The sequence below is a fragment of the Streptomyces sp. NPDC006208 genome (assembly GCF_040613775.1).
Lineage (GTDB): Bacteria > Actinomycetota > Actinomycetes > Streptomycetales > Streptomycetaceae > Streptomyces.
Genome location: NZ_JBEXSW010000034.1, coordinates 25,542 through 50,185, shown reverse-complemented (window position 1 = coordinate 50,185; position 24,644 = coordinate 25,542). Strand labels below are relative to the sequence as shown.

General features: G+C 71.0%; 22 protein-coding genes. 7 read left to right on the top strand and 15 right to left on the bottom strand.

Annotation, left to right across the window (positions count from 1 at the left end; translation table 11 throughout):
• Positions 1–229 precede the first annotated feature (229 nt).
• On the top strand, positions 230–1,033 hold the full coding sequence (locus ABZ208_RS25825; protein ID WP_356911846.1) for a class I SAM-dependent methyltransferase: 804 nt from the start codon (positions 230–232) through the stop codon (positions 1,031–1,033).
• Positions 1,030–3,774 carry an ATP-dependent helicase C-terminal domain-containing protein gene (locus tag ABZ208_RS25820; protein WP_356911845.1) on the top strand — a complete coding sequence of 915 codons (2,745 nt, stop codon included), beginning with the start codon at positions 1,030–1,032 and terminating at the stop codon, positions 3,772–3,774. Before ABZ208_RS25825 ends, ABZ208_RS25820 begins: the two co-directional genes overlap by 4 nt.
• On the opposite strand, the gene ABZ208_RS25815 is transcribed toward ABZ208_RS25820, so the two are convergent.
• The 3 genes from ABZ208_RS25815 to ABZ208_RS25805 all read right to left on the bottom strand — a co-directional run bounded on the left by ABZ208_RS25815 (position 3,764) and on the right by ABZ208_RS25805 (position 6,771).
• Positions 3,764–4,765 carry a DUF3068 domain-containing protein gene (locus ABZ208_RS25815; RefSeq protein WP_356911844.1) on the bottom strand — a complete coding sequence of 334 codons (1,002 nt, stop codon included), beginning with the start codon at positions 4,763–4,765 and terminating at the stop codon, positions 3,764–3,766. The genes ABZ208_RS25820 and ABZ208_RS25815 overlap by 11 nt on opposite strands.
• A gap of 10 nt (positions 4,766–4,775) precedes the next feature.
• Positions 4,776–4,913 carry an SPW_0924 family protein gene (locus tag ABZ208_RS25810; RefSeq protein ID WP_356911843.1) on the bottom strand — a complete coding sequence of 46 codons (138 nt, stop codon included), beginning with the start codon at positions 4,911–4,913 and terminating at the stop codon, positions 4,776–4,778.
• A gap of 166 nt (positions 4,914–5,079) precedes the next feature.
• Complete coding sequence (locus ABZ208_RS25805) at positions 5,080–6,771, bottom strand: lytic transglycosylase domain-containing protein (protein ID WP_356911842.1); 1,692 nt, start codon at positions 6,769–6,771, stop codon at positions 5,080–5,082.
• Between the two features lie 196 nt (positions 6,772–6,967).
• Here ABZ208_RS25805 and ABZ208_RS25800 point away from each other — a divergent pair, with 196 nt between their 5' ends.
• Positions 6,968–7,786 (top strand): DUF4184 family protein, encoded by an 819-nt coding sequence (locus ABZ208_RS25800; RefSeq protein ID WP_356911841.1) that lies wholly within the window; start codon positions 6,968–6,970, stop codon positions 7,784–7,786.
• 87 nt (positions 7,787–7,873) lie between these two features.
• Here the strand turns inward: ABZ208_RS25800 and polA are convergent, their stop codons facing one another.
• The gene (polA, locus tag ABZ208_RS25795; RefSeq protein WP_356911840.1) at positions 7,874–10,582 is read right to left on the bottom strand and encodes a DNA polymerase I; all 2,709 of its coding nucleotides are present in this window, start codon (positions 10,580–10,582) and stop codon (positions 7,874–7,876) included.
• A gap of 145 nt (positions 10,583–10,727) precedes the next feature.
• Here polA and ABZ208_RS25790 point away from each other — a divergent pair, with 145 nt between their 5' ends.
• Together ABZ208_RS25790 and ABZ208_RS25785 are read left to right on the top strand one after the other, a co-directional pair.
• Positions 10,728–13,007, top strand: a complete 2,280-nt coding sequence (locus tag ABZ208_RS25790) for an FdhF/YdeP family oxidoreductase (RefSeq protein ID WP_356911839.1) — start codon at positions 10,728–10,730, stop codon at positions 13,005–13,007.
• Between the two features lie 97 nt (positions 13,008–13,104).
• On the top strand, positions 13,105–13,563 hold the full coding sequence (locus ABZ208_RS25785) for a hotdog fold thioesterase (RefSeq protein ID WP_356911883.1): 459 nt from the start codon (positions 13,105–13,107) through the stop codon (positions 13,561–13,563).
• A gap of 69 nt (positions 13,564–13,632) precedes the next feature.
• Here ABZ208_RS25785 and ABZ208_RS25780 read toward each other — a convergent pair whose 3' ends face one another.
• The 6 genes from ABZ208_RS25780 to ABZ208_RS25755 all read right to left on the bottom strand — a co-directional run bounded on the left by ABZ208_RS25780 (position 13,633) and on the right by ABZ208_RS25755 (position 17,279).
• Positions 13,633–15,420 (bottom strand): ABC transporter ATP-binding protein, encoded by a 1,788-nt coding sequence (locus tag ABZ208_RS25780; RefSeq protein ID WP_356911838.1) that lies wholly within the window; start codon positions 15,418–15,420, stop codon positions 13,633–13,635.
• A 65-nt stretch (positions 15,421–15,485) separates the two neighbouring features.
• A complete protein-coding gene (locus tag ABZ208_RS25775) occupies positions 15,486–15,995 on the bottom strand; it encodes a hypothetical protein (protein ID WP_356911837.1) in 510 nt (169 codons plus the stop codon).
• Between the two features lie 63 nt (positions 15,996–16,058).
• Positions 16,059–16,589, bottom strand: a complete 531-nt coding sequence (locus tag ABZ208_RS25770; protein WP_356911836.1) for a MauE/DoxX family redox-associated membrane protein — start codon at positions 16,587–16,589, stop codon at positions 16,059–16,061.
• 97 nt (positions 16,590–16,686) lie between these two features.
• A complete protein-coding gene (locus tag ABZ208_RS25765; RefSeq protein ID WP_328401880.1) occupies positions 16,687–16,878 on the bottom strand; it encodes a hypothetical protein in 192 nt (63 codons plus the stop codon).
• Positions 16,879–16,894: 16 nt separating this feature from the next.
• Positions 16,895–17,083 carry a hypothetical protein gene (locus ABZ208_RS25760; protein WP_328401878.1) on the bottom strand — a complete coding sequence of 63 codons (189 nt, stop codon included), beginning with the start codon at positions 17,081–17,083 and terminating at the stop codon, positions 16,895–16,897.
• Positions 17,084–17,096: 13 nt separating this feature from the next.
• A complete protein-coding gene (locus ABZ208_RS25755) occupies positions 17,097–17,279 on the bottom strand; it encodes a hypothetical protein (RefSeq protein WP_356911835.1) in 183 nt (60 codons plus the stop codon).
• Positions 17,280–17,531: 252 nt separating this feature from the next.
• On the opposite strand from ABZ208_RS25755, the gene ABZ208_RS25750 reads away from it, so the two are divergent.
• On the top strand, positions 17,532–17,945 hold the full coding sequence (locus ABZ208_RS25750) for a S26 family signal peptidase (protein ID WP_356911834.1): 414 nt from the start codon (positions 17,532–17,534) through the stop codon (positions 17,943–17,945).
• Positions 17,942–19,939: a BTAD domain-containing putative transcriptional regulator gene (locus ABZ208_RS25745; RefSeq protein WP_356911833.1), complete on the top strand. Its 1,998-nt coding sequence runs from the start codon at positions 17,942–17,944 to the stop codon at positions 19,937–19,939. Before ABZ208_RS25750 ends, ABZ208_RS25745 begins: the two co-directional genes overlap by 4 nt.
• Here ABZ208_RS25745 and ABZ208_RS25740 read toward each other — a convergent pair.
• From ABZ208_RS25740 to ABZ208_RS25720, 5 genes are all read right to left on the bottom strand, one after another.
• Positions 19,849–20,349: a GNAT family N-acetyltransferase gene (locus tag ABZ208_RS25740; protein ID WP_356911832.1), complete on the bottom strand. Its 501-nt coding sequence runs from the start codon at positions 20,347–20,349 to the stop codon at positions 19,849–19,851. The genes ABZ208_RS25745 and ABZ208_RS25740 overlap by 91 nt on opposite strands.
• 86 nt (positions 20,350–20,435) lie before the next feature.
• Entirely contained in the window at positions 20,436–21,125 is a 690-nt protein-coding gene (locus ABZ208_RS25735; RefSeq protein ID WP_328405954.1) for an ABC transporter ATP-binding protein, read from the bottom strand.
• A 74-nt stretch (positions 21,126–21,199) separates the two neighbouring features.
• Positions 21,200–22,231 carry an ABC transporter ATP-binding protein gene (locus tag ABZ208_RS25730; RefSeq protein ID WP_356911831.1) on the bottom strand — a complete coding sequence of 344 codons (1,032 nt, stop codon included), beginning with the start codon at positions 22,229–22,231 and terminating at the stop codon, positions 21,200–21,202.
• The gene (locus tag ABZ208_RS25725) at positions 22,231–23,613 is read right to left on the bottom strand and encodes a branched-chain amino acid ABC transporter permease (protein WP_356911830.1); all 1,383 of its coding nucleotides are present in this window, start codon (positions 23,611–23,613) and stop codon (positions 22,231–22,233) included. Before ABZ208_RS25725 ends, ABZ208_RS25730 begins: the two co-directional genes overlap by 1 nt.
• Positions 23,610–24,533 carry a branched-chain amino acid ABC transporter permease gene (locus ABZ208_RS25720; protein ID WP_328401863.1) on the bottom strand — a complete coding sequence of 308 codons (924 nt, stop codon included), beginning with the start codon at positions 24,531–24,533 and terminating at the stop codon, positions 23,610–23,612. The genes ABZ208_RS25725 and ABZ208_RS25720 overlap by 4 nt, the downstream gene beginning before the upstream one ends.
• Positions 24,534–24,644 lie beyond the last annotated feature (111 nt).

The window sequence follows — 24,644 nt, the reverse complement described above, 5'->3', positions numbered from 1 at the left end:
CGTGAACCGAGGGATACATACAGATGCGAGCGCGGCCTGCTCCGTCTGAGGCGCGCAGGCCCGCAGCGCAACTTGTAGCATACGGGGGCAGCCGGGCATGGTCAATGCGCGAAGCCGCACAGCGGGGGCAGAACCCCCCAAACCCGGCACAACTCGTGTTTGCCGAGGCCACAAAGGCTGACTCCGGCCGCCATCAGCGTGCTGCACGCAAACTACAACGACGGTGACGATGAGCCAAGATTTCGAACCGGAAGCCACCCGCCGTATTGCCGGGGATCCGGAGAGCAGCCGGGCCAGCCGCGGCTGGTGGGACCGCAACGCCGACGAGTACCAGCTGGAGCACGGCGCGTTCCTGGGCGACGACCGGTTCGTCTGGGGACCCGAGGGCCTGGACGAGGCGGAGGCCGCGCTGCTGGGACCCGCCGGGTCACTGAAGGGCCTGGACGTCCTGGAGATCGGCGCGGGCGCGGCGCAGTGCTCGCGCTGGCTGGCCGCGCAGGGCGCCCGCCCGGTCGCCCTGGACCTGTCCCACCGCCAGCTCCAGCACGCGCTGCGGATCGGCGGGGACGTCCCGCTCGTGGAGGCGGACGCGGGGGCGCTGCCGTTCCGGGACGGCAGCTTCGACCTGGCGTGCTCGGCATACGGCGCGGTGCCGTTCGTCGCCGACCCGGTGACGGTGTTCCTGGAGGTCAGGCGGGTGCTGCGGCCGGGCGGGCGCTGGGTCTTCTCGGTGACGCATCCCATCCGCTGGGCGTTTCCCGACGAGCCGGGGCCGGAGGGGCTGTCGGTCGCCGCCTCGTACTTCGACCGCACCCCGTACGTCGAGCAGGACGAGGCGGGCCGCGCGGTGTACGTCGAGCACCACAGGACCCTGGGCGACCGGGTGCGGGACGTGGTGGCGGGCGGCTTCCGGCTGCTCGATCTGGTGGAGCCGGAGTGGCCGGCGTGGAACAGCCAGGAGTGGGGCGGCTGGTCCCCGCTGCGGGGCAGCCTCATCCCGGGGACGGCCGTCTTCGTCTGCGAACGCGCGTGATCCGTCCCGAGGGGCTCGGGCTTCCCGTCCGCAGCGCGCTGCCCGCCCTTCAGGCGGCTCTCGAGGGACACGGCGCCGCGGTGCTGTGCGCGCCGCCCGGCACCGGCAAGACGACGCTCGTACCGCTTGCGCTCGCGGAGCGCGGCGCCCGGGTCGTGGTCGCCGAGCCACGGCGCATCGCCGCGCGGGCCGCGGCACGGCGGATGGCGTGGCTGCTCGGGGAGCGGGTGGGCGGCCGGGTCGGGTTCACCGTGCGCGGGGAGCGTGCGGTGGGGCGGCAGACGGTCGTGGAGGTCGTGACCACCGGTGTGCTGCTGCAGCGGCTGCAGCGCGACCAGGAGCTGCCCGGCGTCGACGCGGTGATGCTCGACGAGTGTCATGAGCGGCATCTGGACGCGGACACGGTGGCCGCGTTCCTGCTGGACGTACGGGCTGCGCTGCGCCCGGAGCTGAAGCTGGTGGCCGCCTCGGCGACCACGGACGCGGCCGGGTGGTCCCGGCTGCTCGGTGACGCGCCGGTGGTGGCGGCCGAGGGTGTCGCCCATCCGGTGGAGGTGATGTGGGCTCCCCCGGCGCGTCCGGTACGGCCGCCGCACGGGATGCGCGTCGATCCGGCGTTGCTGGCCCATGTCGCCTCGGTGGTGCGAGGGGCGCTGGCCGCTCACACAGGTGACGTGCTGTGCTTTCTGCCCGGTGTCGGGGAGATCGCACGGGTCGCCGGACTGCTGGCGGGTGTGGACGCCGAGGTGCTCCAGGTGCACGGGCGGGCGCCCGCGGCCGTGCAGGACGCGGTGCTCGCGGGCGGACCGGCCCGCCGGGTCGTGCTCGCGACCTCGGTCGCGGAGTCGTCGCTGACCGTGCCGGGCGTGCGGATCGTGGTCGACTCGGGTCTCGCCCGAGAGCCGCGCACGGACCATGCGCGCGGGCTGAGCGCGCTGACGACGGTCCGGGCCTCGCAGGCGGCGGCACGCCAGCGGGCGGGCCGCGCGGGCCGCGAGGCGCCGGGCGTCGTGTACCGCTGCTGGTCCGAGGCGGAGGACGCCCGGCTGCCGAGGTTCCCCTCCCCCGAGATCAAGGTCGCGGACCTGGCGGCATTCGCCCTCCAGGCGGCGTGCTGGGGCGATCCGGCGGCCACCGGTCTCGCGCTGCTGGATCCGCCGCCGGCCGGAGCGCTGGCGGCCGCGCGCTCCGTACTGACCGCGATCGGCGCGGTGGACGGCACCGGCCGGGCAACCGGGCGGGGCGTACGGATGTCCCGGCTCGGCGTGCACCCCCGGCTGGCCCGCGCCCTGCTCGACGGCTCCGACGAGGTGGGTGCGCGCCGGGCGGCCGAGGTGGTCGCGCTGCTGAGCGAGGAACCGCCGCGGGAGTACGGCGACGACCTGGCCGCGGCCTGGCGCACGGCCCGCCGCGGGACGGACGCGTACGGTGCGCGCTGGCGCGCGGAGGTGCGGCGGCTGGAGTCGTCGCTGACGGGAGCGGCCGTCGGTGCCGCCGGCGCGGACGAGCGGACTGCGGCGCATGGCCCCGAGGCGGCCGGACCCACCGCGGGACCCCCGCGGGCCGGGGACGACTCCGGGCCCGTGGGCGGTACCGCCCGGCACGCCACCGGGGACCGCCGGGACAGGGCCGACGCCCGGCCTGCGGAAGGGGGCCCTGCCGATGCGGACGGGCGCACTGCCCCGGGCGGCCACGCCGCCTTCCGCGCGGGCAACGCGGGCGGCAGGACGGTCGGGCAGGCAGTCGTCGGCGGCGGACGGCATGCCGCCGACGACATCGTCGCCGGGTTCGTCACGGCGCTCGCGTTCCCGGAGCGGGTGGCCCGGCAGCGGGGCGAGGGCGCATATCTGATGGCGTCGGGAACCGGGGGCGAGCTGGGTGACGGATCACGGCTCGGCAGCGCTGAATGGCTGGCGGTCGCCGTCGCGGACCGGGCCGCGACCGCCGCGTCCGCGCGGGTGCGGCTCGCCGCCGTGATCGACCGGGACACCGCCTGCCGCGCCGCCTCCCATCTGCTCGGCAGGGGCGAGGAGGTCCACTGGGAGGACGGCGATGTCGTCGCCCGGGACGTGGAGCGGCTGGGCGCGGTGGAACTGTCCGTACGGCAGCTGAAGGAGCCCGGCCCGGCGCTCGTGCGCGAGGCCCTGCTGGAAGGACTCCGGCGCGAGGGCCTCGGGCTGCTGCGCTGGACGCGCGAGGCACAGGGGCTGCGCGAGCGGCTCGCGTTCGTGCACGGCGTGCTGGGCGATCCCTGGCCCGAGGTCTCGGACGGCGCCCTGCTGGACCGGGCCGGCGAGTGGCTCGAACCGGAGCTGTCCCGCGCCCGCCGGCGGGCGGACCTGGCCCGGATCCAGGCCGGCCAGGCGCTGCAGCGTCTGCTGCCGTGGGCGACGGGTGACGCGGCCCGGCTCGATGAACTCGCACCGGAGCGCATCGAGGTGCCGAGCGGCTCACGGATCCGGGTCGAGTACGGCGGCGGGCAGCCGGTGCTGGCGGTGAAGCTGCAGGAACTGTTCGGGCTGAGTCGGACACCGGAGGTCGCGGGTGTGCCCGTGCTGGTGCATCTGCTCTCCCCGGCGGGCCGACCCGCGGCCGTGACCGCGGACCTGGCGTCGTTCTGGCGGGAGGGGTACCGGGCCGTGCGCGCGGAACTGCGGGGCCGCTATCCCAAGCACCCGTGGCCCGAGGACCCCTCGACAGCGCAGCCGACCCGGCACACCACGGCACGGCTCAACCGCTGACTGCCGGTTCGGGAGTCCGGGCGTCGGCCGCGGGGGCGGGGTCGTCCGGGCGGCGCGAGCGGGCCTCCAGCCACAGGGAGAGAGCCAGCAGTGAGCAGCCGAGTGTGCCGAGACCCCACGGGAGGTACGACGTCATCAGCAGCACCAGCTGCCGCTGGGAGCTGACGAGGGCGACGGTGTGGTCGAGGTAGTCCTCGCGCATCTTGACGTGCCCGGCGAACGCGGTGACCTTGTCCCGGCCGCCGAGCAGGGTGCCGCCGCGCAGCTCCTCCTTGTGGATCTCCTCGCCGTTCACGGGCGCTCCGGTGACCGGTTCGACCCAGAACATGCGTTTGGTGGTGTACCAGCGGGTGGTGCCGGTCTGCTTTTCCAGTGTGGTCGCGTCGACGTCGGGGATCGGCATCTTCTTCGGGTACGGCACCTTGGTCCACGCGATGGTCTGCTCGAAGTAATAGACGTCCAGGCCGCGGAAGGTGCGGGTGCCCTTGTAGTGGATGGGGGCGGATGTACGGGTCTGGGCGTCGAAGTACTCGTAGTCCCGCTTCTCGGTGAGGAACGGCCACTTGAACTCGATGCCCTCGCGCCGCACCGCGTCGCCGTCGACGGCTTCGCCGGTGGCGTGCACGGGTGCCTGGCTGTGCGCGTCGAAGATGTAGCGCTCGGGGATCTGGGAGACCATCCTGCCGTCGGGTCCCTGTACATAGGAGAGGCAGTCCCAGACGACGACATCGCGCCCGGCGCTGCGTTCGATCTTCCGGGACTCCTCCACGTTGCCCTTGAGGGTCTGCACGATGGTGACCTTCTCGACCTCCTTCGCCTGGAGGGTGCCGTAGTCGAGGAGGGTCGCGGGCTTCGCCTCGAGCACCATCTCCTGGTACTGACCGGGCGGGATCTTGGCGAGGCGGGGGAAGGCGTACCAGCGCAGCAGGGGCCCGAGGGCGGCGCAGAAGACGGCGAGGGCGACGAGGACGAGGCTGGCTCGGCGGCGCATGGCGGTGCCCCTACTTCTTCGGACCGGGGACGGTGGTCAGCAGTGGCTTCGGGGAGGTTCCGCCCTCGGGAGCGCCGAGGCCGGTGACGGTGAGAACCAGGGCGAGGGCGGCCGCCAGCCCGATGGCAGCGGCGACGAGGGCGCGCATGCTCGGCCTCCCGGTGTGCTCGGATCTGATGCAGCGTCAGGGCTGGGGCACCGTAGCAACGCGGTCGTGAGATGAGAACAGGCAGCGCAGAACGCAGTGCACCGCCCCGTGCCGGGTGGGGCGGGGGCGGTGCGGTGGCGCGGCGCGGCGCGCGTCGGTCAGGCGGTCACGGTGTGGGGGTCGGTGTGGTCGGCGTGGGGGTCGGCGTCGGCTCGGCCGGGGCCGCCACCTTCAGCTCGATGTCGACGAACGCGCCCCCGGCGGTGGTGAGCCGGAGTACGAAGGTGCCCTCGGTGCCGTCCGCGAAGATCTTCGGGAGCTTGAGGAGCCCGCCCGCGTCGGTCCGAAGCTCCGTCAGGGCACGGACCGGCTTGCCGTCGGCGTCCTTGAAGTACGGGCCCTTGTCGCCCGTGGCCGGGTCCTCCACCGAGGTGATCATGGTGGCGGTGACCGCGACGCCGGAGGCGATACCGCCCTCGTAGGTGGCCTTGACCTCGACCTCACCGGCGAACTCGGCGCCGGGGGCTGCCGTCAGCGCCTCAGTGCCGGTCCGTTCGACCTTGTCGGCCTCGCGCTGGGTGACGGTCGCACGGAAGGTGACGGCGGGCAGCGTGCGGCCCTCCACCACGGCGCGCACGGCGAAGGGGCCGGTCTCCTCCCCCGCGACCAGTGCGGGGGCGGCGACCGTGCCGTCGAGGCCGGTGATCAGCGCGATGTATGTCCTGCCGCCGGGGAATCGCGCGTCGGTGTTGCCGATGATCTCGAAACGGACGGGCTGCCTCGGAAGGCCGGCACCCGCGGCGTTCTCCACCCGGACCGTGGCGCGCTCGGTGAACTCGCGGCCGGCCATCGCGGTGAGCGTGCCGGTGCCCGCGTCCTCGATACGCGCGGGGCCAGCCGCAGCCGGGGGCTTCGTCGGCTTGGTGGTGCCGCTTCCGGGCTTCGTCGGCTTCGGGGGCGTCGGCTTCGAGCTCGGCGGGGTGCCGGGCCGGGTGGGCGGCGGTGCGGGCTTCGGGTCCGGCAGCGGGCCGGCACTGTCGGGTCCGTCGCCCGGCGGCAGCACACCCGTGCGGTCCGGGACCTCGTGCGTGCCCCGCTTGTAGTACTCGAACCAGGACAGAACCGTCCGCAGGTACTCCCGCGAGTGGTTGTAGCCGAGGATCGCCTTTTCCAGGTCTTCCCTGACACCCAGGTCCCGGCCGCCGTGGCACAGGTAGCGGCCCGCGGCGAGCGCCGCGTCGTAGATGTTGTTGGGGTCCTTGCGGCTGTCGCCGTTGGCGTCCTGGCCCCAGGTCGCCCAGGTGGACGGAATGAACTGCATCGGGCCGACGGCGCGGTCGTGGACGCTGTCGCCGTCGTAGGCGCCGTTGTCCGTGTCCGAGATGTTGGCGAAGCCGACGCCGTTGAGCACCGGGCCGAGGATCGGCGAGTCGGTGGTGCCGTTGGCGTCGACCCTGCCGCCACGAGCCTGGCCGGACTCCACCTTGCCGATGGCCGCGAGCAGTTGCCAGGGAAGCCGGCAGGAGGGGTCGGACGCCGCGATGGTCTGCTCGGCCTGCTTGTAGGCGGCGAGAACGGTGGCGGGGATGCCCGACTCCGTCGGGCCGTTCGCCTGCCGGTCGATCGAAGCGTCCGGTTTGTCGGGAACGTTCAGCGGCGGGAGGTCCGTGTAGTAGGGGGAGTTGCCGGTGACCGGGGTACCGGGCGGCGGGGTCGTCTCGACCATCTCCAGGCTCTCGCCCGACGGGGCGTGCGTGACGCCGGGCGCCTGCGAGGCGGAGAGCGCCGCGACCGCGGCCGCGGCCACTGCGGTCGTCGTGGCCCCCTTGCGCAGTCGGCGGCCGAAATGCGCTGCCATACGTATGTTCCCTCCCCAGCGGCTCCGCGCTCCCCAGCGCGCATACCCAGCCGACCCTAGTGCAACGCCGGGCCCCGGAACACCGGCCCTTGACCGGTGTTCACCACTTCGCCACGTCCCGGTCCCCGGATCGCGGGCCCGGCGCGTCACGCATACTGGGCAGCGTTGATCAACAGCAGTCACAGGGGGCCGGGCCATGCCGTTCACACTCAGCCATGCCGCCGCGGTGCTGCCGGGTGTCCGGCGCACCGGCACGGGACGCGGTCCGCTGATCGCCTCGGCCCTCGTCATGGGCTCCTTCGCCCCGGACATGACGTACTTCGCCGCGAGCGTGCTGCCGGGTGCGATGACGTTCGGGACCGTGACGCACGGGCCGCTGGGTGTGGTGACCGTCGACGCCGCCATCACCGCGGCTCTCGTGGGACTGTGGCTGATGGTCCGTGAACCGCTGGTGGCGCTCCTGCCGTACGGGTGGCAGGGGCGGGTGCACACGTTCGTGCGGGGGCGTTCGTGGCGGGGCCGCCCGCCGATAGCCACGGCGCTCTGGTTCTACGTCGCGGCGGTGATCGGGGCGACGACACATGTCGTGTGGGACGCGTTCACCCACTTCGACCGGTGGGGCATGCGGGTCGCACCGGTACTCGGTGAGGTCGTCGGGGGATTCCCCCTCTACACGTACACGCAGTACGGGAGTTCGGCGCTTGCCCTGATCGTCCTGGTCTGGTTCACGGCCTCGGCCCTGCGGCGCCTGCCGGCCACCGCGCCGCCCCCGAGCGTCCCTGTGCTCGGGCCCGGCGAACGCCGGGCGGCCGGGGTGCTGCTGGCGGTGTGCGTGCTGGCGGGGACGGTCCACAGGTGCGTGCGCTGGTACGCGTACTGGGGTGGCATCGACACACCTTTGGACATCATCCCGACGGCCTGCTTCGGTGCGGGTGCGGGACTGGCGGTGGGGATCGTCCTGTACGGCGCCGCGGTACGGCTCCGGGAGCGGGACACGGCCGGCGCGAGCCGCTGAGGGCAGTGCGGTCGGGGCGGGCTGCTCGATACGCCTGGCCCCCGGGAGGTGCCGCACACCCCCGGGAGCCTGAACGTCCCCGTTGACTCAGTGCGCTGCCGACTCCCAGTCCGGGCCCACGCCCACCGAGACGTCCAGCGGGGCGCGCAGGGACGCGGCCGAGGCCATTTCCCGGCGGACCAGTGCCTCGACCTGCTCGCGTTCGCCCGGGGCGACCTCGAGCACGATTTCGTCGTGGACCTGGAGCAGCAGCCGGGAGGAGAGCTCCGCCTCCGCCAGAGCCTGGTCGACCTTGAGCATCGCGACCTTGACGATGTCCGCTGCCGTGCCCTGGATCGGCGCGTTGAGCGCCATCCGCTCGGCCGCCTCGCGGCGCTGCCGGTTGTCGCTGTTGAGGTCCGGTAGATAGCGGCGGCGGCCGAGCATCGTGGCCGTGTAGCCGGTGGCCCGCGCCTCGTCGACGACGCGGCGCAGATAGTCGCGCACCCCGCCGAACCGCTCGAAGTAGGTGTCCATCAGCACCCGGGCCTCGGCGGGCTCGATGCTCAGCTGCTGCGAGAGCCCGAACGCCGAGAGGCCGTAGGCCAGTCCGTACGACATCGCCTTGATCTTGCGGCGCATCTCCGCGTCGACCGCCGGGCGATCCACACCGAAGACCTGGGAGGCGACGGTGGTGTGCAGATCCTCACCGGAGGTGAAGGCCTCGATCAGGCCTTCGTCCTCCGACAGATGGGCCATCACCCGCAGCTCGATCTGGCTGTAGTCCGCGGTCATCAGTGACTCGAAGCCCTCGCCGACGACGAAACCGCGGCGGATCGCGCGCCCCTCGTCCGTGCGCACCGGCACGTTCTGCAGGTTGGGGTCGGTGGAGGACAGCCGGCCGGTGGCCGCGACCGTCTGGCTGAAGGTGGTGTGGATGCGGCCGTCGGCGGCGATCGTCTTGATCAGGCCCTCGACCGTGGAGCGCAGCCGGGCCTGCTCGCGGTGGCGCAGCATGATGACCGGCAGCTCGTGCTCGGTCTGGGAGGCGAGCCACGCGAGGGCGTCCGCGTCCGTGGTGTAACCCGTCTTCGTCTTCTTCGTCTTGGGAAGGTTCAGCTCGCCGAAGAAGACCTCCTGCAACTGCTTGGGCGAGCCGAGGTTGAACTCGTGGCCCACCGTGGCGTGCGCCTCCTTGACCGCCTGCTGCACGGCGCCGGCGAACTGCTGCTCCATCGCCTCCAGATGCGCCTGGTCGGCGGCGATGCCGTGCCGCTCCATACGGGCCAGCAGCACGGAGACCGGCAGCTCCACGTCGTGCAGCAGCTCGCCCGCTCCGACCTCCGTCAGCTTCTCGCCGAAGGTTTCGCCCAGATCGAGGACCGCCCTGGCCTGCGCCATCAGCGCATCGGCCTCGGCCTGCTCATCGGTGCCGAAGGCCAGCTGCCCGTCAGCGGCGGGCGGGGCCAGCTCACGGTGCAGATATTCGACGGAGAGGGTGTCGAGCGCGAAGGACCGGCGGCCCGGCTTGACCAGATAGGCGGCGAGCGCGGTGTCCATGGTGACACCGGCGATGTCCCAGCCGTGCTCGGGGAAGACCCGCAGCGCCTCCTTGACGCTGTGCATGACCTTCGGCCGGGCCGGGTCGGCGAGCCACGCGGCGAAGGCCCGGTCGTCGGCCTCGTCCAGCCTGGTCGTGTCGAACCAGGCGGCGGCCCCGTCGGACCCGGCGAGCGCGATCTCGCTGACGCTGCCGACGCCCAGCGCCCAGCTCGCGACGGTGGCCACGCCGAGCGGCCGCCCGCCGTGCCGCTCCAGCCAGCCGGCGAGCTCGCCTGCGCCGAGCACGGTGCCGTCCAGCTCGACCCCGGCGTCCGGGACGGGAGCCTGGTCCTCCTCCGCACCCGGGTCCACGGCGAGCAGCCGCTCGCGCAGGCTCGGGTTGCGGATCTCCAGGACCTCCAGGAAGCCCTTCAGCGCCGATCGGTCGTACGGCGCGCGCTCCAGGTCCGCTACCGCCTTGGGCAGTTCCACGTCCCGCACCAGCTCGGTGAGGTGGCGGTTGAGCTTGACGGACTCCAAGTGGTCGCGCAGCGCCTGGCCCACCTTGCCCTTGACCTCGTCGGCGCGCTCGACCAGCTCGGCGAACGAGCCGAACTGGTTGATCCACTTCGTGGCCGTCTTCTCCCCCACCCCGGGGATGCCGGGCAGATTGTCGGACGGGTCGCCGCGCAGCGCGGCGAAGTCCGGGTACTGCTGCGGGGTCAGTCCGTACTTCTCTTCGACCTTCTCCGGCGTGAAGCGGGTCAGCTCCGAGACGCCCTTGGTCGGGTACAGCACGGTGGTGTGCTCGCTGACCAGCTGGAAGGAGTCCCGGTCGCCGGTGACGATCAGCACCTCGAAGCCGGCCGCCTCGGCCTGGGTGGCGAGGGTGGCGATGATGTCGTCGGCCTCGAAGCCCTCCACCGCGAACCGCACCGCGTTCATCGTGTCCAGGAGTTCGCCGATCAGCTCGACCTGCCCCTTGAACTCGTCCGGGGTCTTGGAGCGGTTCGCCTTGTACTCGGGGAAGTCCTGCGAGCGCCAGGTCTTGCGGGACACGTCGAAGGCGACCGCGAAATGCGTGGGCGACTCGTCGCGCAGCGTGTTCGCCAGCATGGACGCGAAGCCGTAGATCGCGTTCGTCGGCTGGCCGCTCGCGGTCGTGAAATTCTCCGCGGGCAGCGCGAAGAACGCCCGGTACGCCAGGGAGTGCCCGTCCATGAGGAGCAGGCGCGGTCGGTTGTCTGCGGTCTTCTTCGATGCTGTCTCGGCCACGACCCCGATCCTGCCACGTACCACTGACAATCCCGACCGGTCAGCCCCACGGCCCCACGGCCCGACGGCCCGGGCGTGGGCGCACCGGCGGTGCGTGACAGGATCTGGGGCGTACAGCAGCAGACGACGCTCAAGGGAGAGCGCGATGGCCAGCAAGCCGCCCGCAGGGGATCCGGTCCAGGACGCACCGCAGGTCGCGGCCCCGCAGCAAGCGGCGGCGGGCCTGCCTGCCATCGGGCACACGCTGCGCATCGCGCAGCAGCAGATGGGTGTGCGCCGCACCGCGCAGACCCTGCTCCGGGTCAACCAGAAGAACGGCTTCGACTGCCCCGGGTGTGCCTGGCCGGAGGGCGGCAAGCGCCATGTCGCGGAGTTCTGCGAGAACGGCGCGAAGGCCGTGGCCGAGGAGGCCACCCTGCGCCGGGTCACCCCGGACTTCTTCGCCGCGCACACCGTCGCCGACCTCGCCTCGCGCAGCGGCTACTGGCTGGGCCAGCAGGGCCGGATCACTCAGCCCGTGTATCTGCCCGAGGGCGGGGAGCGGTACGAGGCGGTCACCTGGGAGCGGGCGTTCGCGATCCTCGCCGAGGAGCTCGGTGCGCTCGACTCCCCCGACGAGGCACTGTTCTACACCTCGGGCCGCACGAGCAACGAGGCGGCGTTCCTGTTCCAGCTGTTCGCCCGCGAGTTCGGCACCAACAACCTGCCCGACTGCTCCAACATGTGCCACGAGTCCTCCGGCTCGGCGCTGAACGAGACGATCGGCATCGGCAAGGGCAGCGTCTCGCTGGAGGACCTGCACCAGGCCGACCTGATCATCGTGGCCGGGCAGAACCCGGGTACGAACCATCCCCGGATGCTGTCCGCGCTGGAGCAGGCCAAGTCGTCCGGCGCGAAGATCATCTCGGTGAATCCGCTGCCCGAGGCCGGCATGGAGCGGTTCAAGAACCCGCAGACCCCGCGCGGCATGCTCAAGGGCGTCGCGCTCAACGACCTGTTCCTGCAGATCCGCATCGGCGGCGACCAGGCGCTGTTCCGGCTCCTCAACAAGCTGATCATCGGTACCCCGGGTGCGGTGGACGAGGAGTTCGTGCGCGAACACACCCACGGATACGAGGAGTTCACCGCCGCGGCCCGCGCCGCGGACTGGGACGAGACCCTCGCGGCGACCGGCCTCGGGCGCGCCGAGATCGAGCAGGCGCTGGCGATGGTGCTCGCCTCGGAGCGCACCATCGTGTGCTGGGCGATGGGGCTGACCCAGCACAAGCACGGGGTGCCCACCATCCGCGAGGTGGTCAACTTCCTGCTGCTGCGCGGCAACATCGGCCGCCCCGGCGCGGGCGTCTGCCCCGTGCGCGGCCACTCGAACGTGCAGGGTGACCGCACCATGGGCATTTTCGAGCGGCCCGCCCCGGCGTTCCTGGACGCGCTGGAGAGGGAGTTCGGCTTCGCCCCGCCGCGCCGTCACGGCCTCGACGTCGTCAGGTCCATCGAGGCGCTGCGCGACGGCCGGGCGAAGGTCTTCTTCGCCATGGGCGGCAATTTCGTCGGCGCCGGCCCGGACACCGAGGTCACCGAGGCGGCGATGCGCCGGGCCCGGCTGACCGTCCATGTCTCCACGAAGCTGAACCGCTCGCACGCCGTCACCGGCCGGCGCGCGCTGATCCTGCCGACGCTGGGCCGCACCGACAAGGACGTGCAGGCGAGCGGACGGCAGGTGGTGACCGTCGAGGACTCGATGGGCATGGTGCACGCCTCCCGCGGCAACCTCGCCCCCGCAAGCCCGCATCTGCTGTCCGAGCCGGCGATCGTGGCCCGGCTGGCGCGCGCCGTGCTCGGCCCCGCGTCGCGCACGCCGTGGGAGGACTTCGAGAAGGACTACGCGACGATCCGCGACCGGATCGCCCGGGTGATCCCCGGCTTCGAGGACTTCAACGCGAAGATCGCCCGGCCGGGCGGCTTCACCCTGCCGCACCCGCCGCGCGACGAGCGGCGCTTCCCGACGGCCACCGGCAAGGCCAACTTCACGGCGGCCCCCGTGGAGTTCCCCAAGGTCCCGGCGGGCCGGCTGCTGCTGCAGACGATGCGCTCGCACGACCAGTACAACACCACGATCTACGGCCTCGACGACCGCTACCGGGGCATCAAGGGCGGCCGCCGCGTGGTGCTGGTGAACCCGGACGACGCCCGTGAGCTGGATCTCGCGGACGGCTCGTACACCGACCTGGTCAGCGAGTGGAAGGACGGTGTGGAGCGCCGCGCACCCGGCTTCCGGGTGGTCCACTACCCCACCGCGCGGGGCTGCGCCGCGGCGTACTACCCGGAGACCAATGTGCTCGTTCCGCTGGAGTCCACCGCCGACACCAGCAACACCCCGGCGAGCAAGTCGGTGATCGTACGGTTCGAGCGCACGGCGGGTGCCTGACCGCCCGGGAACAGACCCTCCCGTCTAAGCGTTCGCTCAGGCATCTGATAAGACGGTGCCCACAGCACACACCCGCAGGAGATCGGAGCACGGCCCCATGGGCGAGCAGACCACCGTGAAGTTCCCGCAAGAGGTCATCGACGAGTACGCGGCGCTCGGCATCGACCTGCCCGCACTCTTCTCCGCGGGGACGCTCGGCACGCGCATGGGCGTGCAGATCCTGGAAGCGTCCGCGGACCGCGTCGTCGGCACGATGCCGGTGGAGGGCAACACCCAGCCGTACGGGCTGCTGCACGGCGGGGCCTCCGCGGTGCTCGCCGAGACGCTCGGCTCCGTCGGCTCGATGCTGCACGGCGGAATCACCAAGATCGCCGTCGGTGTCGACCTGAACTGCACCCACCACCGGGGAGTGCGCTCCGGCCAGGTCACCGGCGTCGCCACCCCGGTGCACCGCGGCCGGTCCACCGCCACCTACGAGATCGTGATCACCGACGAGCAGGACAAGCGGGTCTGCACGGCGCGGCTGACCTGCCTGCTGCGCGACGCCCAGGGCTAGGCCGGGCCACGCTGCCGGGCCCGGCCCCGCAGCCCGCGGGTGGGCCCGGGACGGCTCCCGGGCCCGTTCTCAGCCCGCCGCGGGCTGCGGCAGATACCCCTCGGCCTGCACCGTGAACAGCCGCTCGTACACGCCGCCGGCCGCCATCAGCTCGTCGTGCGTGCCCTGTTCGGTGACCCGGCCCCCGTCGAGCACCACGATCACATCGGCCTCCCGCACGGCACTGAGCCGGTGGGAGACCAGCAGGCTCGTCCGCCCGGCGCGGTGCGCCCGCAGCCTCGCATGCACCTCGTACTCGGCCCGCGCGTCCAGGCCCGCGCTGGGCTCGTCGAGGATCAGCAGGTCCCTGCCCTGTCGCAGCAGCGCCCTGGCCAGCGCGAGACGCTGCCACTGCCCTCCCGAGAGCGCCGTACCCGCCTCCGGGTCCTCCTCCTCGCCCTCCCCGTCGGCGAAGAAGATCCGGCTGAGCAGGGTGTCGTAGCCGCGTGGCAGGGCCGTGACCAGCTCGTGCGCACCGGCCAGTTCGGCCGCCTGCCGCACCCGGTCGTGGTCCCCCAGCAGCTCCAGCGCGCCGACGCCGATGTTCTCCCGCGCCGTGAGGTCGTAGTTCATGAAGTCCTGGAAGAGCACGCCCATCCGGCGCCGCAGCTCGTCCGGGGCGATGTCCCGCAGATCCGTACCGTCCCAGTGGACCGAACCGCGCACGGGGTCGTAGAACCGGCACAGCAGTTTGATCAGGGTGCTCTTGCCCGCCCCGTTGAGACCGACCAGCGCGAGCGACTGCCCGGACGGGATGAACAGGTTCACCCCCCGCAGCACCCACGGATGCCCCTCGTCGTAGCGGAACCACACGTCACGCAGCTCCACACCGCGCCGCAGCGCCGGCAGCTCGCGCACCGTGGCAGGGCCGGGTCCGCGCGGCGGGGCGAGATCGTCGGGAAGAGAGGTGATCTCCGTGTGGTACGAGAACATCAGCAGCGCCTCGTGCGCCTGCGCGATGCCCGCCACCAGGGCGACCAGGGCGCCCTGCACCCCGGCGACGGCCGCGACGAACGCCATCACGTCACCGGCGGTCAGCCGGCCCGCCACAGCCGCGTCGACGGCCCACACCAGTCCGCCGCCGGCCACCACGGCGGACAGCGCGGACAGAGCGCTCTGCGTGGTCGCGTCCTTGCGGTCCAGGCGGCGTTCGGCGGACTGGATGTGGGCGAGCTCGCCGAGCATCCGCTCCTTGAGGAAGCTACCGAGCCCGAACAGCCGCACCTCCTTCGCCGCCCGCTCCTCGGTCAGCAGCGCGGAGTAGAAGAGCTCCTTGCGCATCGCCGTCGAGGTCGCGGCCAGCATCCCCACGCGCCGGCGCGACAGCCACAGCTGACCGGCCAGGACGGGCACCGCCGCGACCAGCACCAGCAGCGCCATGACCGGGCTGAGGACGAACAGTGTGGCGAGCAGACCGACCAGGGCGACGGCGTGGCGACCGGTCTCGGTCATGCCGCCGGTCACCGGCAGCAGTGAGCCGCCGGACGCCTGGGCCGCCATCCGGAGCCGGTCGAGATGACGCGGATCCTCGAACCGTGACAGGCCCTGGAAGCCGTTGACCGCGGTGTGCAGCCGGTCCTGCAGGAACCGGTCCATCCTGCGGCCCAGTTCGCCGCGCAGGTACTCGGCCAGATGCGGCAGGAACCCGACCAGCAGCCCGAGCCCCGCGAGCCCCGCCGCGAACCACAGAGTGCGTTCCCCCCCGCCTGTCGTGAGGTCGTCGATCAGGAGCTTGGTCAGCCAGGCCGTCGCCGGCGGAACGAGCCCGGCCACCACCGCGACCGGCAGATGCCCTGCCCACACCCATGGGGCGGCCACCCAGCAGTAGCCCCATGCGGTACGCAGATGACTTCCGGTGCGCCCGACTGCCCGGGGCCCGCCCGTCACAGCGCGGGCGCCACGGCGGGCAGCTCCGCAACGGCGATGCCCGCCCGGACGATCAGCCCTTCGCCGTCCACCTGCAGGAACGTCGGGAACGCCTTGATGTCGACGGCCTTCATCAGCCTCTCGCCCTCCGCACCGGTGACCACCGTCTGCACGCCCTCCAGCAGCCCGGCCAGCTCGTCCGCCGGGGTGCCGACCACGATCGCCGAGGCACCTGTTGCCGCCGCCGATGCGACGAACTCGGGCGCCTGCTCGTGGCAGGCCTCGCAGCCGACGGAGAAGAAGCCGACCGTGCGCGGCGATCCGCCGGTGTGCTCGGCGAGTTCGGGGACCCGCCGTCCGACGAGCTCGGCCGCCGGGTCGGAGGCGCCCATCGGTCCGGCGGCCTTTGCCAGTTGCTCGAAGCGGCTCTCGTGCTCGCGCAGCCGGCGCAGCACGGCGAGCACGAGGACGAGCTGGAAGACACAGAGCGCGGTGAGGAGCACCAGCGCGACAACGAGAAAGGCCATTCAGATACTCCAGTCAGCGGGCCGGACGGGCCGGCCGGGTCGGTCCACCGGGCAGCCCGGCGGTCAGCGAGCAATCGGCGCAAGCGCCAGCAGGTCGTCCATGCGCACCACCATCAGGGCTCCGACCGCCGCCGTGACGCCCGCGATCGCCAGCCCGCCCGGGTGCACCGACCCGGGCGCGGACGTCGAGGCCATGGCTGCGAGACCCACCACCGCGACGGCGGCGAGCAGCGCGTTGCGGATCACATGCGGTATGCCGAGCGGCATGCTGGTGGCGCCGAAGCACCGGCACGGCACCTGCCGCCCGCCCCGCCGCGCGGCCAGGATCCCGGCGACGAACGCGCCGAGCAGGACCAGAGCCAGGGCGAGCCCCGCGCCCGCCGTCGCGGGAACGGCCAGCAGCACGGCCGTGACCGCCTCGGCCACGACCGTCGCCACCGCCACGGGGGCGGACAGCCGGCGGGGGAAGAGCCGCAGCGCGGTCAGCGACGAGCCGAACGCGTCGAAGGACCCGCGGCGCCAGGACTTCCCGGCAGCCGCGGCGGCGAAGACGAGGACCAGCAGGAGACGGGCCGCAAGCCCGATGTAGTACACGCTTCAGCTCCTTGGTGTCCGGCCCCGGAGAGGTGCCGGCCCGCCGGCGGGGGAGCTACGGCGGACCGGCAGTTCATGCGTCGGATCAAGCACGACGTCAGTTGCAGTACGTCCAGAACTGACAGGGAGTGCACCCCGTCGTACCACCGACGATGTGGCACAGCTTCCGGTAGGCCCGGTTGTGCGTGCAGTAGCAGAACTTGTAGAAGCTCGTGTCCGCCTGGGCGGTGGCGCTCGGAACCAGACGCTCCAGCGCCCGGTCGCCCATCTTCCGCAGCATTCCCGTCATCGTCCCTCTCCCTGTCTCAGCACTCGCCGGAGCGGTAGCAGGCCCCGCAGCTGCTCGTGCCACCGACGACGTGGCACAGCCGGCGGTAGTAGAACGGCCCGCTGCAGTAGCAGAACTTGTAGAAGCTCGTGTCGGCCTGGGCGGTGGTGCTGGGCACCAGACGCTCCAGCGCCCGGTCGCCCATCTTCCGCAGAATTCCCGTCATCGTTCCTCTCCTCCTAGCACTCACCGATGCGACGGCAGCCACCGCAGGCACCGCCGTTCCACGGACACAACCGCTCGTAGGAGAACGGCCCGCTGCAGTAGCAGAACTTGTAGTAGCCGACCTCCGCCCGGGCGGTGGTGCTGGGCACCAGACGCTCCAGCGCCCGGTCCCCGAGCTTCCTGAGAATTCCGTTCACGCACTCCCCTTCCGTTTCACTGATGGTGTGAATGTGGGTGCGGCTCAGGACCCTACGAGCGGCCCGTACAGCCGGCCGTACAGCAGAAATACAGCCACCAGACCGTTGGCAATGGCATGCAAGCGAAGACCCTGCGGGCAGGGGATTGACACCCGGCGCTCAGCCGCGCAAGATCCTGATCACCATCAAAGAGGCCTAAGACGGGGGTCGTTGCCCATGGGATGGTTCGCCGCCGCACTGTGTGCGCTCCTCATGACAGCTACACTTGCCACCGTACACATACGCAAATCATTTTTGGTCGTTGCGGTGCAGGGCAGCAGCATGGCGCCCACCCTGCGAGACGGAGAGCGGGTCGTCGTACGACGCCGTCCCCTCGCCCGGGTCAGCCGCGGTGACGTCGTCGTCCTCAAACCACCGCACACCAGCGGCCCGTACGCCACCGACCACGACGGCGCCGGGTGGAACATCAAACGCGTCGCCGCACTGCCGGGCGAACCCGTCCCGGACGGCACCGCAGGCGCCGGCCCGCGCACGACAGTGCCACCCGGATCCCTCGTCGTACTCGGCGACAACCCCGACAGCATCGACTCCCGCCACCGCGGCTTCTTCCCCGGCGACCAGCTCCTCGGGACCGCGGTACGCCGGCTCGGCGGCAGCCGGATATGAGAACCGCCGCGGACAGCGACTGTCCGAGACCCGAAGCCGTCACCTTCCGCACCCTCGGCACACTCGAACTGCGCGTCGCGGGCGCCCCGGTCCGTATCGGCGCCGACAAACAACGCGTCCTGCTTGCCATGCTCCTCGCCCACGACGGGCGGGCCGTACCCGTCCCCGCGCTCATACGCGAGATCTGGGGCGACGACCCGCCACCGTCGGCCGTGGCCAACCTGCGCACCTACGTGATGCAGTTACGCCGCCATCTCCCGGCCGGCGAAGCGCGGCTTGCCACCTCCCGCTCCGGCTACGTACTGCACGTCGACGACACCGACTTCGACATCCCCCGCTTCCGCGCCAAGGCCGCGGACGCACGCCGCGCCGTCGCCCAGCGACAACTGCCCGAAGCCGCAGAGCTCTACACCCAGGCACTGGCCCTGTGGCGCGGACTCCCCCTGGAGAACGTCACCCAGGGCGCGGCACTGCGCGGATTCACCCAGCACCTCAGCGAGCTCTACCTGAGCATCGTGGAGGAACAGGTGGGCGTCGAAACCGCCCTCGGCCGCCACGGCACCGTCATCCAGCACCTGCGCCACGTCATCAAACTCCATCCGCTGCACGAACGGCTCCGCGGACGCCTCATGCTCGCCCTCTACAGCAACGGCGATGTGGCAGGAGCCCTCGGCGCCTTCACCGAAGCGCGCAACGCACTGCGCGAAGAACTCGGCATGGACCCGGGCGAGGAACTCTCCCGGCTCCACCGGGCCATCCTGCGCCGCGACCCGGCCCTGCTGCCCGGACCGCCCGCCACCGGATCCGCCGGACCCACCGGACCCACCGGACCTCAGAGCATCCCCCGTCAACTCCCCCCGGAATCAACAGTGTTCGTCGGGCGGCAACGGGAGATCGCAGCCGCACACGAAGCCCTGCGCGCCGGCCCCACCACCACCGTCAGCGCACCGACCGTCGTGTTCCACGGCCAGGGAGGCTTCGGCAAATCGGCCCTCGCACTGCGCCACGCACACGACCTCGCCCCCCTCTACCCCGACGGCCAGCTCTACGCCGACCTCACCTGCCCCACCCCGCAAGGGCACCCCCCACGCCCCTTCGACATCATCACCGGCTTCCTGCGCGCACTGGGCGTCCCACCCCCGCACATCCCCGACACCACCGCCGAAGCCTCCCTGCGCTACCAGTCCATGCTCGCCGGCCGCCGCCTGCTGATCGTCGCCGACAACGCGCGCGACGCCTCCCAGATCCGGCCCCTGATCCCGGCCAACAACGCCTGCGCCGTCCTCGCCACCAGCCGCTCCAGCCTGCCGACCCTCCTCGCCACCCGCATCGCCGTCGGCACCCTCGACGAAACAAGCTCCGTCCGGCTCCTGGCCTTGATCGGCACCGGCGAACGCTTCGCCCGCGAACACGACGCCACCGTCGAACTCGCCCGGCTCTGCGGCCACCACGCCCTCGCACTGCGCATCGCCGCAGCCCGTCTGGTCGCCAGACCCGAATGGTCACTCGCAGGCTTCGCCGGCCGGCTGCGCCACCGGGCCCGGCGCCTCGACGAACTCCAGGCCGAAGGCCTCTCCGTACGCGCCTGCATCGCCCAGAGCTACCGCCAGCTCCTTCGCACCCCGCTCACCGGCCGCGCCCGCTCCGCACGGGCCTTCCAGCTCCTCGGCCTCTTCGACCACCACGAGTTCGACATCACCGACACGGCCGCACTGCTCGGCACCGACACCCGCCAGGCCGCCGGCGCACTCGACGAACTGGTCGACGCCCAGCTCATCGAACCCGTCACCGAGAACACCTTCCGCATGCACGAACTGATCCGCCTGTACGCCGCCGAACTCGCCACGCCCGCAGGCATGCTGCCGCACCGCCCCCCGCCGGCCGTGGCACGCCACAAGCAGCCTTACAGCTCCAGCGCGTACGTCAGCAGCCCAAGGCCCGGAACCGGCTCCCAGTCCCGCTCCGGAGTGCGCACAAAACCCAGCCGGTGGTAGATCCGATGAGCGGCGTGCATGCCGCTCTGCGTCGACAGCACCAGCCGTACACACCCCGGAACGGCCCGCGCCCGCTCCACACACGTACGCACCAGCGCCTCGCCCGCACCACGGCCCCGCGCGTGCTCGGAGACCGCCAGCATCCGGAACTCCGCCTCACCCGCCCCCGCAATGTCCGCCCACGGCCCGCCGTCCGGCACGAACGCGACCCCACCGACCACCGTGCCCGGCCCGTCGACCGCCACATACACCTCGGAACCCGCGGCCCGCCCCACAACATCCCGCAGCACCACCAGATACGGATCGTCCTCGCCGAAATCCAGCAGACCACCCCGCAGATAGGCCTGCGCCGTCAGCTCACCGAGCTCGGCATGCTCCCCGGGCCCGATCCTCCTGATCGTGATGTCCATGCCCCGCAGTGTGCCACCCTCCGCACAACGCGACAGGGCCGGGAAACCCGAAGGAATCCCGGCCCCGCCACTCAGTCACCGAACCGTCAGGCCGCGCCCTCACCGAGGTACGCCGCACGGATACGGTTGTCGGCCAGCAGCTCGCCCGCCGGACCCGACATCGCGACCTCGCCCACCTCCAGGACATAGCCGCGGTTCGCCAGACCCAGCGCCTGCGTGGCGTTCTGCTCCACCAGCAGCACCGTCGTGCCCTGCTTGTTGATCTCCTCGATGATCTCGAAGATCTGCTGCACGATCAGCGGCGCCAGACCCATCGACGGCTCGTCCAGCAGCAGCAGCTCCGGCTTGCCCATCATGGCCCGGCCGATCGCCAGCATCTGCTGCTCACCGCCCGACAGCGTGCCCGCAAGCTGCGAACGCCGCTCCGCCAGACGCGGGAAGAGGGTGAACACCCGGTCCATCTCGGCGGAGTCCACCGAGGAGAACCGGTACGCACCCATCTCCAGGTTCTCGCGCACCGTCATCGTCGCGAAGACCCGCCGGCCCTCGGGCACATGCCCGACGCCGAACTGCACCAGCTCGTGCGACTTGATGCCGTCGATGCGCTCACCGCGCAACAGCACCTCGCCATGGCGCGGCTGAAGCATGCCCGAAATGGTGCGCAGCGTCGTCGTCTTGCCGGCGCCGTTGCCGCCCAGCAGGGCGACGATCTCGCCCTTCTTGACCGTCAGGTCGATGCCCTTCAGCGCCTCGATGGCGCCGTAGAACACCCGCATACCCTTCAGCTCGAGCAGCGTCTCCTCGGACGACCCGGGCGTGCCGGTGTCCTTCTGCAGCTCAGTCGTGGTGCTCACTTGCCGCTCTCCTCGTCCGACTCGTCGCCCGACGCCTCGCCGGCGGACGCACCGTCCGGCACGTCCTCGCCCGACGCGTCACCGTCCGAAGCCTCGTCCGACGCGACCGCCGAGGCGTCCGAAGACGCCACCGACTCCTCTTCCGGCGCCGACCGCTGCTCCCCTATGGCCGCCTGGACCACCTCGGCGTCCTCCGCCGAAGCACCCAGATAGGCCTCGATCACCGCCGGGTGCTGCTGCACCTCGCTCGGCGTCCCCTCGGCGATCTTCTTGCCGAAGTTGAGGACCATGACCCGGTCCGCCACCGACATCACCAGACGCATGTCGTGCTCGATCAGCAGCACGCTCACACCCAGCTCGGTGTTGATCCGGCGGATCAGCTGCTCCAGCTCCAGCTTCTCCGTCGGGTTCGTACCGGCCGCCGGCTCGTCCAGCAGCAGCACCTGCGGATCCGTCGCCAGCGCCCGCGCAATCTCCAGGCTCCGCTGGTCACCGTACGACAGGCTGCCCGCGATCTCGTTGAGCTTGTCCTCGAGACCCACGAACTTCAGCAGCCGGTGCGCCCGCTCGTCACTCAGACGCTCCGCCTTACGCGCGTTCGGCAGACCCAGCATGATCGACACCGGACCGGCCTTCAGCCGGGTCTCCGCCGCGATCTTCACGTTCTCCAGCGCGGTGAGCGCCCCGAACAGCCGGATGTTCTGGAACGTACGAGCCAGCCCGACCCGGTTCACCAGGTGCGGCTTGCTGCCCAGCAGCGACTTCTCGTCACCGTCCTTGGACCGGAACACAATCCGGCCCTCCTGCGGCGTGTACGCACCCGTCAGCGAGTTGAACAGCGAGGTCTTGCCCGCACCGTTCGGCCCGATGACCGCCAGCACCTCACCGCGCTGCATGTTCAGGTTGACATGGTCCAGGCAGGTCAGACCGCCGAACCGCAGCGTCACGTCGGACGCCTGCAGCACCACATCGCCACCGGCCGCCGGCTGCGAAGGCGCAGCCGCACCGTTCTTCACGTCGGTGGTCATCAGATCTTGCCTCCTGCCGGCTCGGTCATCGCGTCCGCGTCACCGAGGCCCTCTTCCGCCATCTTCAGCTCACGCTGCCTACGGCGCGAAGGCCAAAGACCCTGCGGCCGGTAGATCATCATGACCACCAGCAGCGCGCCCAGGTACATGTACCGGTCAGAGGGCTCCACCACGTCCTTGAGCGCCTCGGGCAGCCACACCAGGATCGCCGTACCCGCCAGCACACCCGGGATCGAACCCATACCACCGAAGATGACGTACGCCAGGATCAGGATCGACTGCAGCAGCGGGAACACCTCAGGGTTGATGTACCCGTACTTGCTGGTGAAGATCACACCCGCGACACCGGAGGTCGACGCACCGATCGCGAACGCCATCAGCTTGAACTGCACCGTGTTGACACCGTTCGCGGCAGCCGCGATCTCGTCCTCACGAATAGCGGTCCAGGCACGCCCCACCCTCGAGTGCTCGAGGCGCGAGAACAGAATGATCACCAGCACGATGAAGAAGACCAGCAGATACCAGTACGGCAGCGGCTTGATCGACCACTCGTACTCGAAGCCGGCAAGGTCGATCGAGAAGTCCGGGATCAGACGGGCACCCTGCGGGCCACCCGTGATGCCGTCAGCGTTCTTCGCGACCAGATAGATGATCTCGTGGAAACCGAGCGTCACGATCGCCAGATAGTCGCCCCGCAGCCGCAGCGTCGGAGCACCCAGCAGCAGACCACACGCCAGACACGTGAGAACCGCGACCGGAATCACCCAGAAGTTGTTCAGCACCACCGGCGGCTCGATCGGCAGCCGGCCCGTCCAGAACGCCGTCGAGTACGCGCCCACCGCGAAGAAGGCGAAGAACCCGAGGTCCAGCAGACCCGCCCAGCCGATCACCACATTCAGGCCGATCGCCAGCAGCGCGAAGATCGCGATCTGGTCCACCAGCACCGTCTGCCACATCCGCGTCAGACCCGACGGAATCACCAGAGCCAGGACCAGAACCACCGTCAGCACGCCGTAGCGCACCCGCTTGTCGCTCTGGAACCGCGCCCGCAGCGAGCCCAGCGGACCGCCCGAAGCCGCCTGCGCCGACGACTTCGCCTTCGAGAAACCACCCTTGATGGGCTCGGCGAAGAACTCACGCAGCGCCCAGATCGCGACCGCAACAGCCAGCCAGATCCACAGGCTCGCACCCGTGAACGTCGTCTCCAGCGAGAAGAACACATCGCGGGTGTTGCCCTGCTCACCCGTCATCACAGCCATCAGCAGACCCAGGGCGATCATCGCCCACAGCCGCGAGAACCGCTCAGTCCGGTACCACGCCGTACGACGGAGCTTCGCCGCCGCGGTCGGCGTCAGATTCTTGGAAGTCTCCACAGTGCTCATGCCGCCCTCCCCACTCGCTCACCGAGGATGCCCATCGGGCGGAACATCAGCACCAGGATCAGGACCACCATGGCCGAGACGCTGCGCCACTCGTCACCGAGCAGCGGCACCGTCATCGTCTCCACGATGCCGATCAGGATGCCACCGAACATCGCACCGCGAATGTTGCCGATACCGCCGACGACGGCAGCGGCGAACGCGGTGATGCCCGGGATGAAGCCCATCGTGTACGACACCTGGTTCAGGTTGGCGAACAGGAAGCCCGCCACACCGCCCATGACACCGCCGACGATGAAGGTACGCGAGATGACCTTGTCGATGTTCACACCCATCAGACCGGCGACCTCGGCGTCCTGCGCCACCGCGCGGATGCCCTTGCCGAGCTTGGTGCGGTTCACCAGCATGTCCAGCGCGACCATCATGACCACGGCCGTTGCGAACTGCAGCATCTGAGTGATGTTCACACCCGCGCCGAAGATCGAGAAGACCTCGTGGTTGTCGTACATCTCCGGCAGCGGCAGCGGGTCACGCCCGAACAGCTTGCCGGCCAGGTTGTACAGGAAGAACGAGGCGCCGATCGCGGTGATCAGGAAGATCAGCCGCGGCGCACCACGTCTGCGTAGTGGTCGGTACGCAACCTTCTCCAGGCCGTACGCCGTGAAGCCGCCGAACAGCGCCGAACCCGCCATCGCGAGAGCGACGAAACCGATCGAGGCCAGAGCGGACGGGTTGTCCCCCGGATTGACCAGCTGAAGGACGATGAGGCTGCCATAGGCGCCGAGCATGAAGACCTCGCTGTGCGCGAAGTTGATCAGCTGCAGCACACCGTAGACAAGGGTGTAGCCGATGGCGATGACGGCGTACAGCGAGCCGAGCATCACCCCTAGGACGAGATAGTCCCAGAATTCCTGAAGGGACATGGAGCAAGACTTCCTTGTGGGAGCTGAGCAAGCCGCTTCGCTCGTGGCGACGAGGGCGGATTGCGGGCGGAACTTTCTGAAAAGCGGGGGCTGTTACGCCGCACTTCGCAA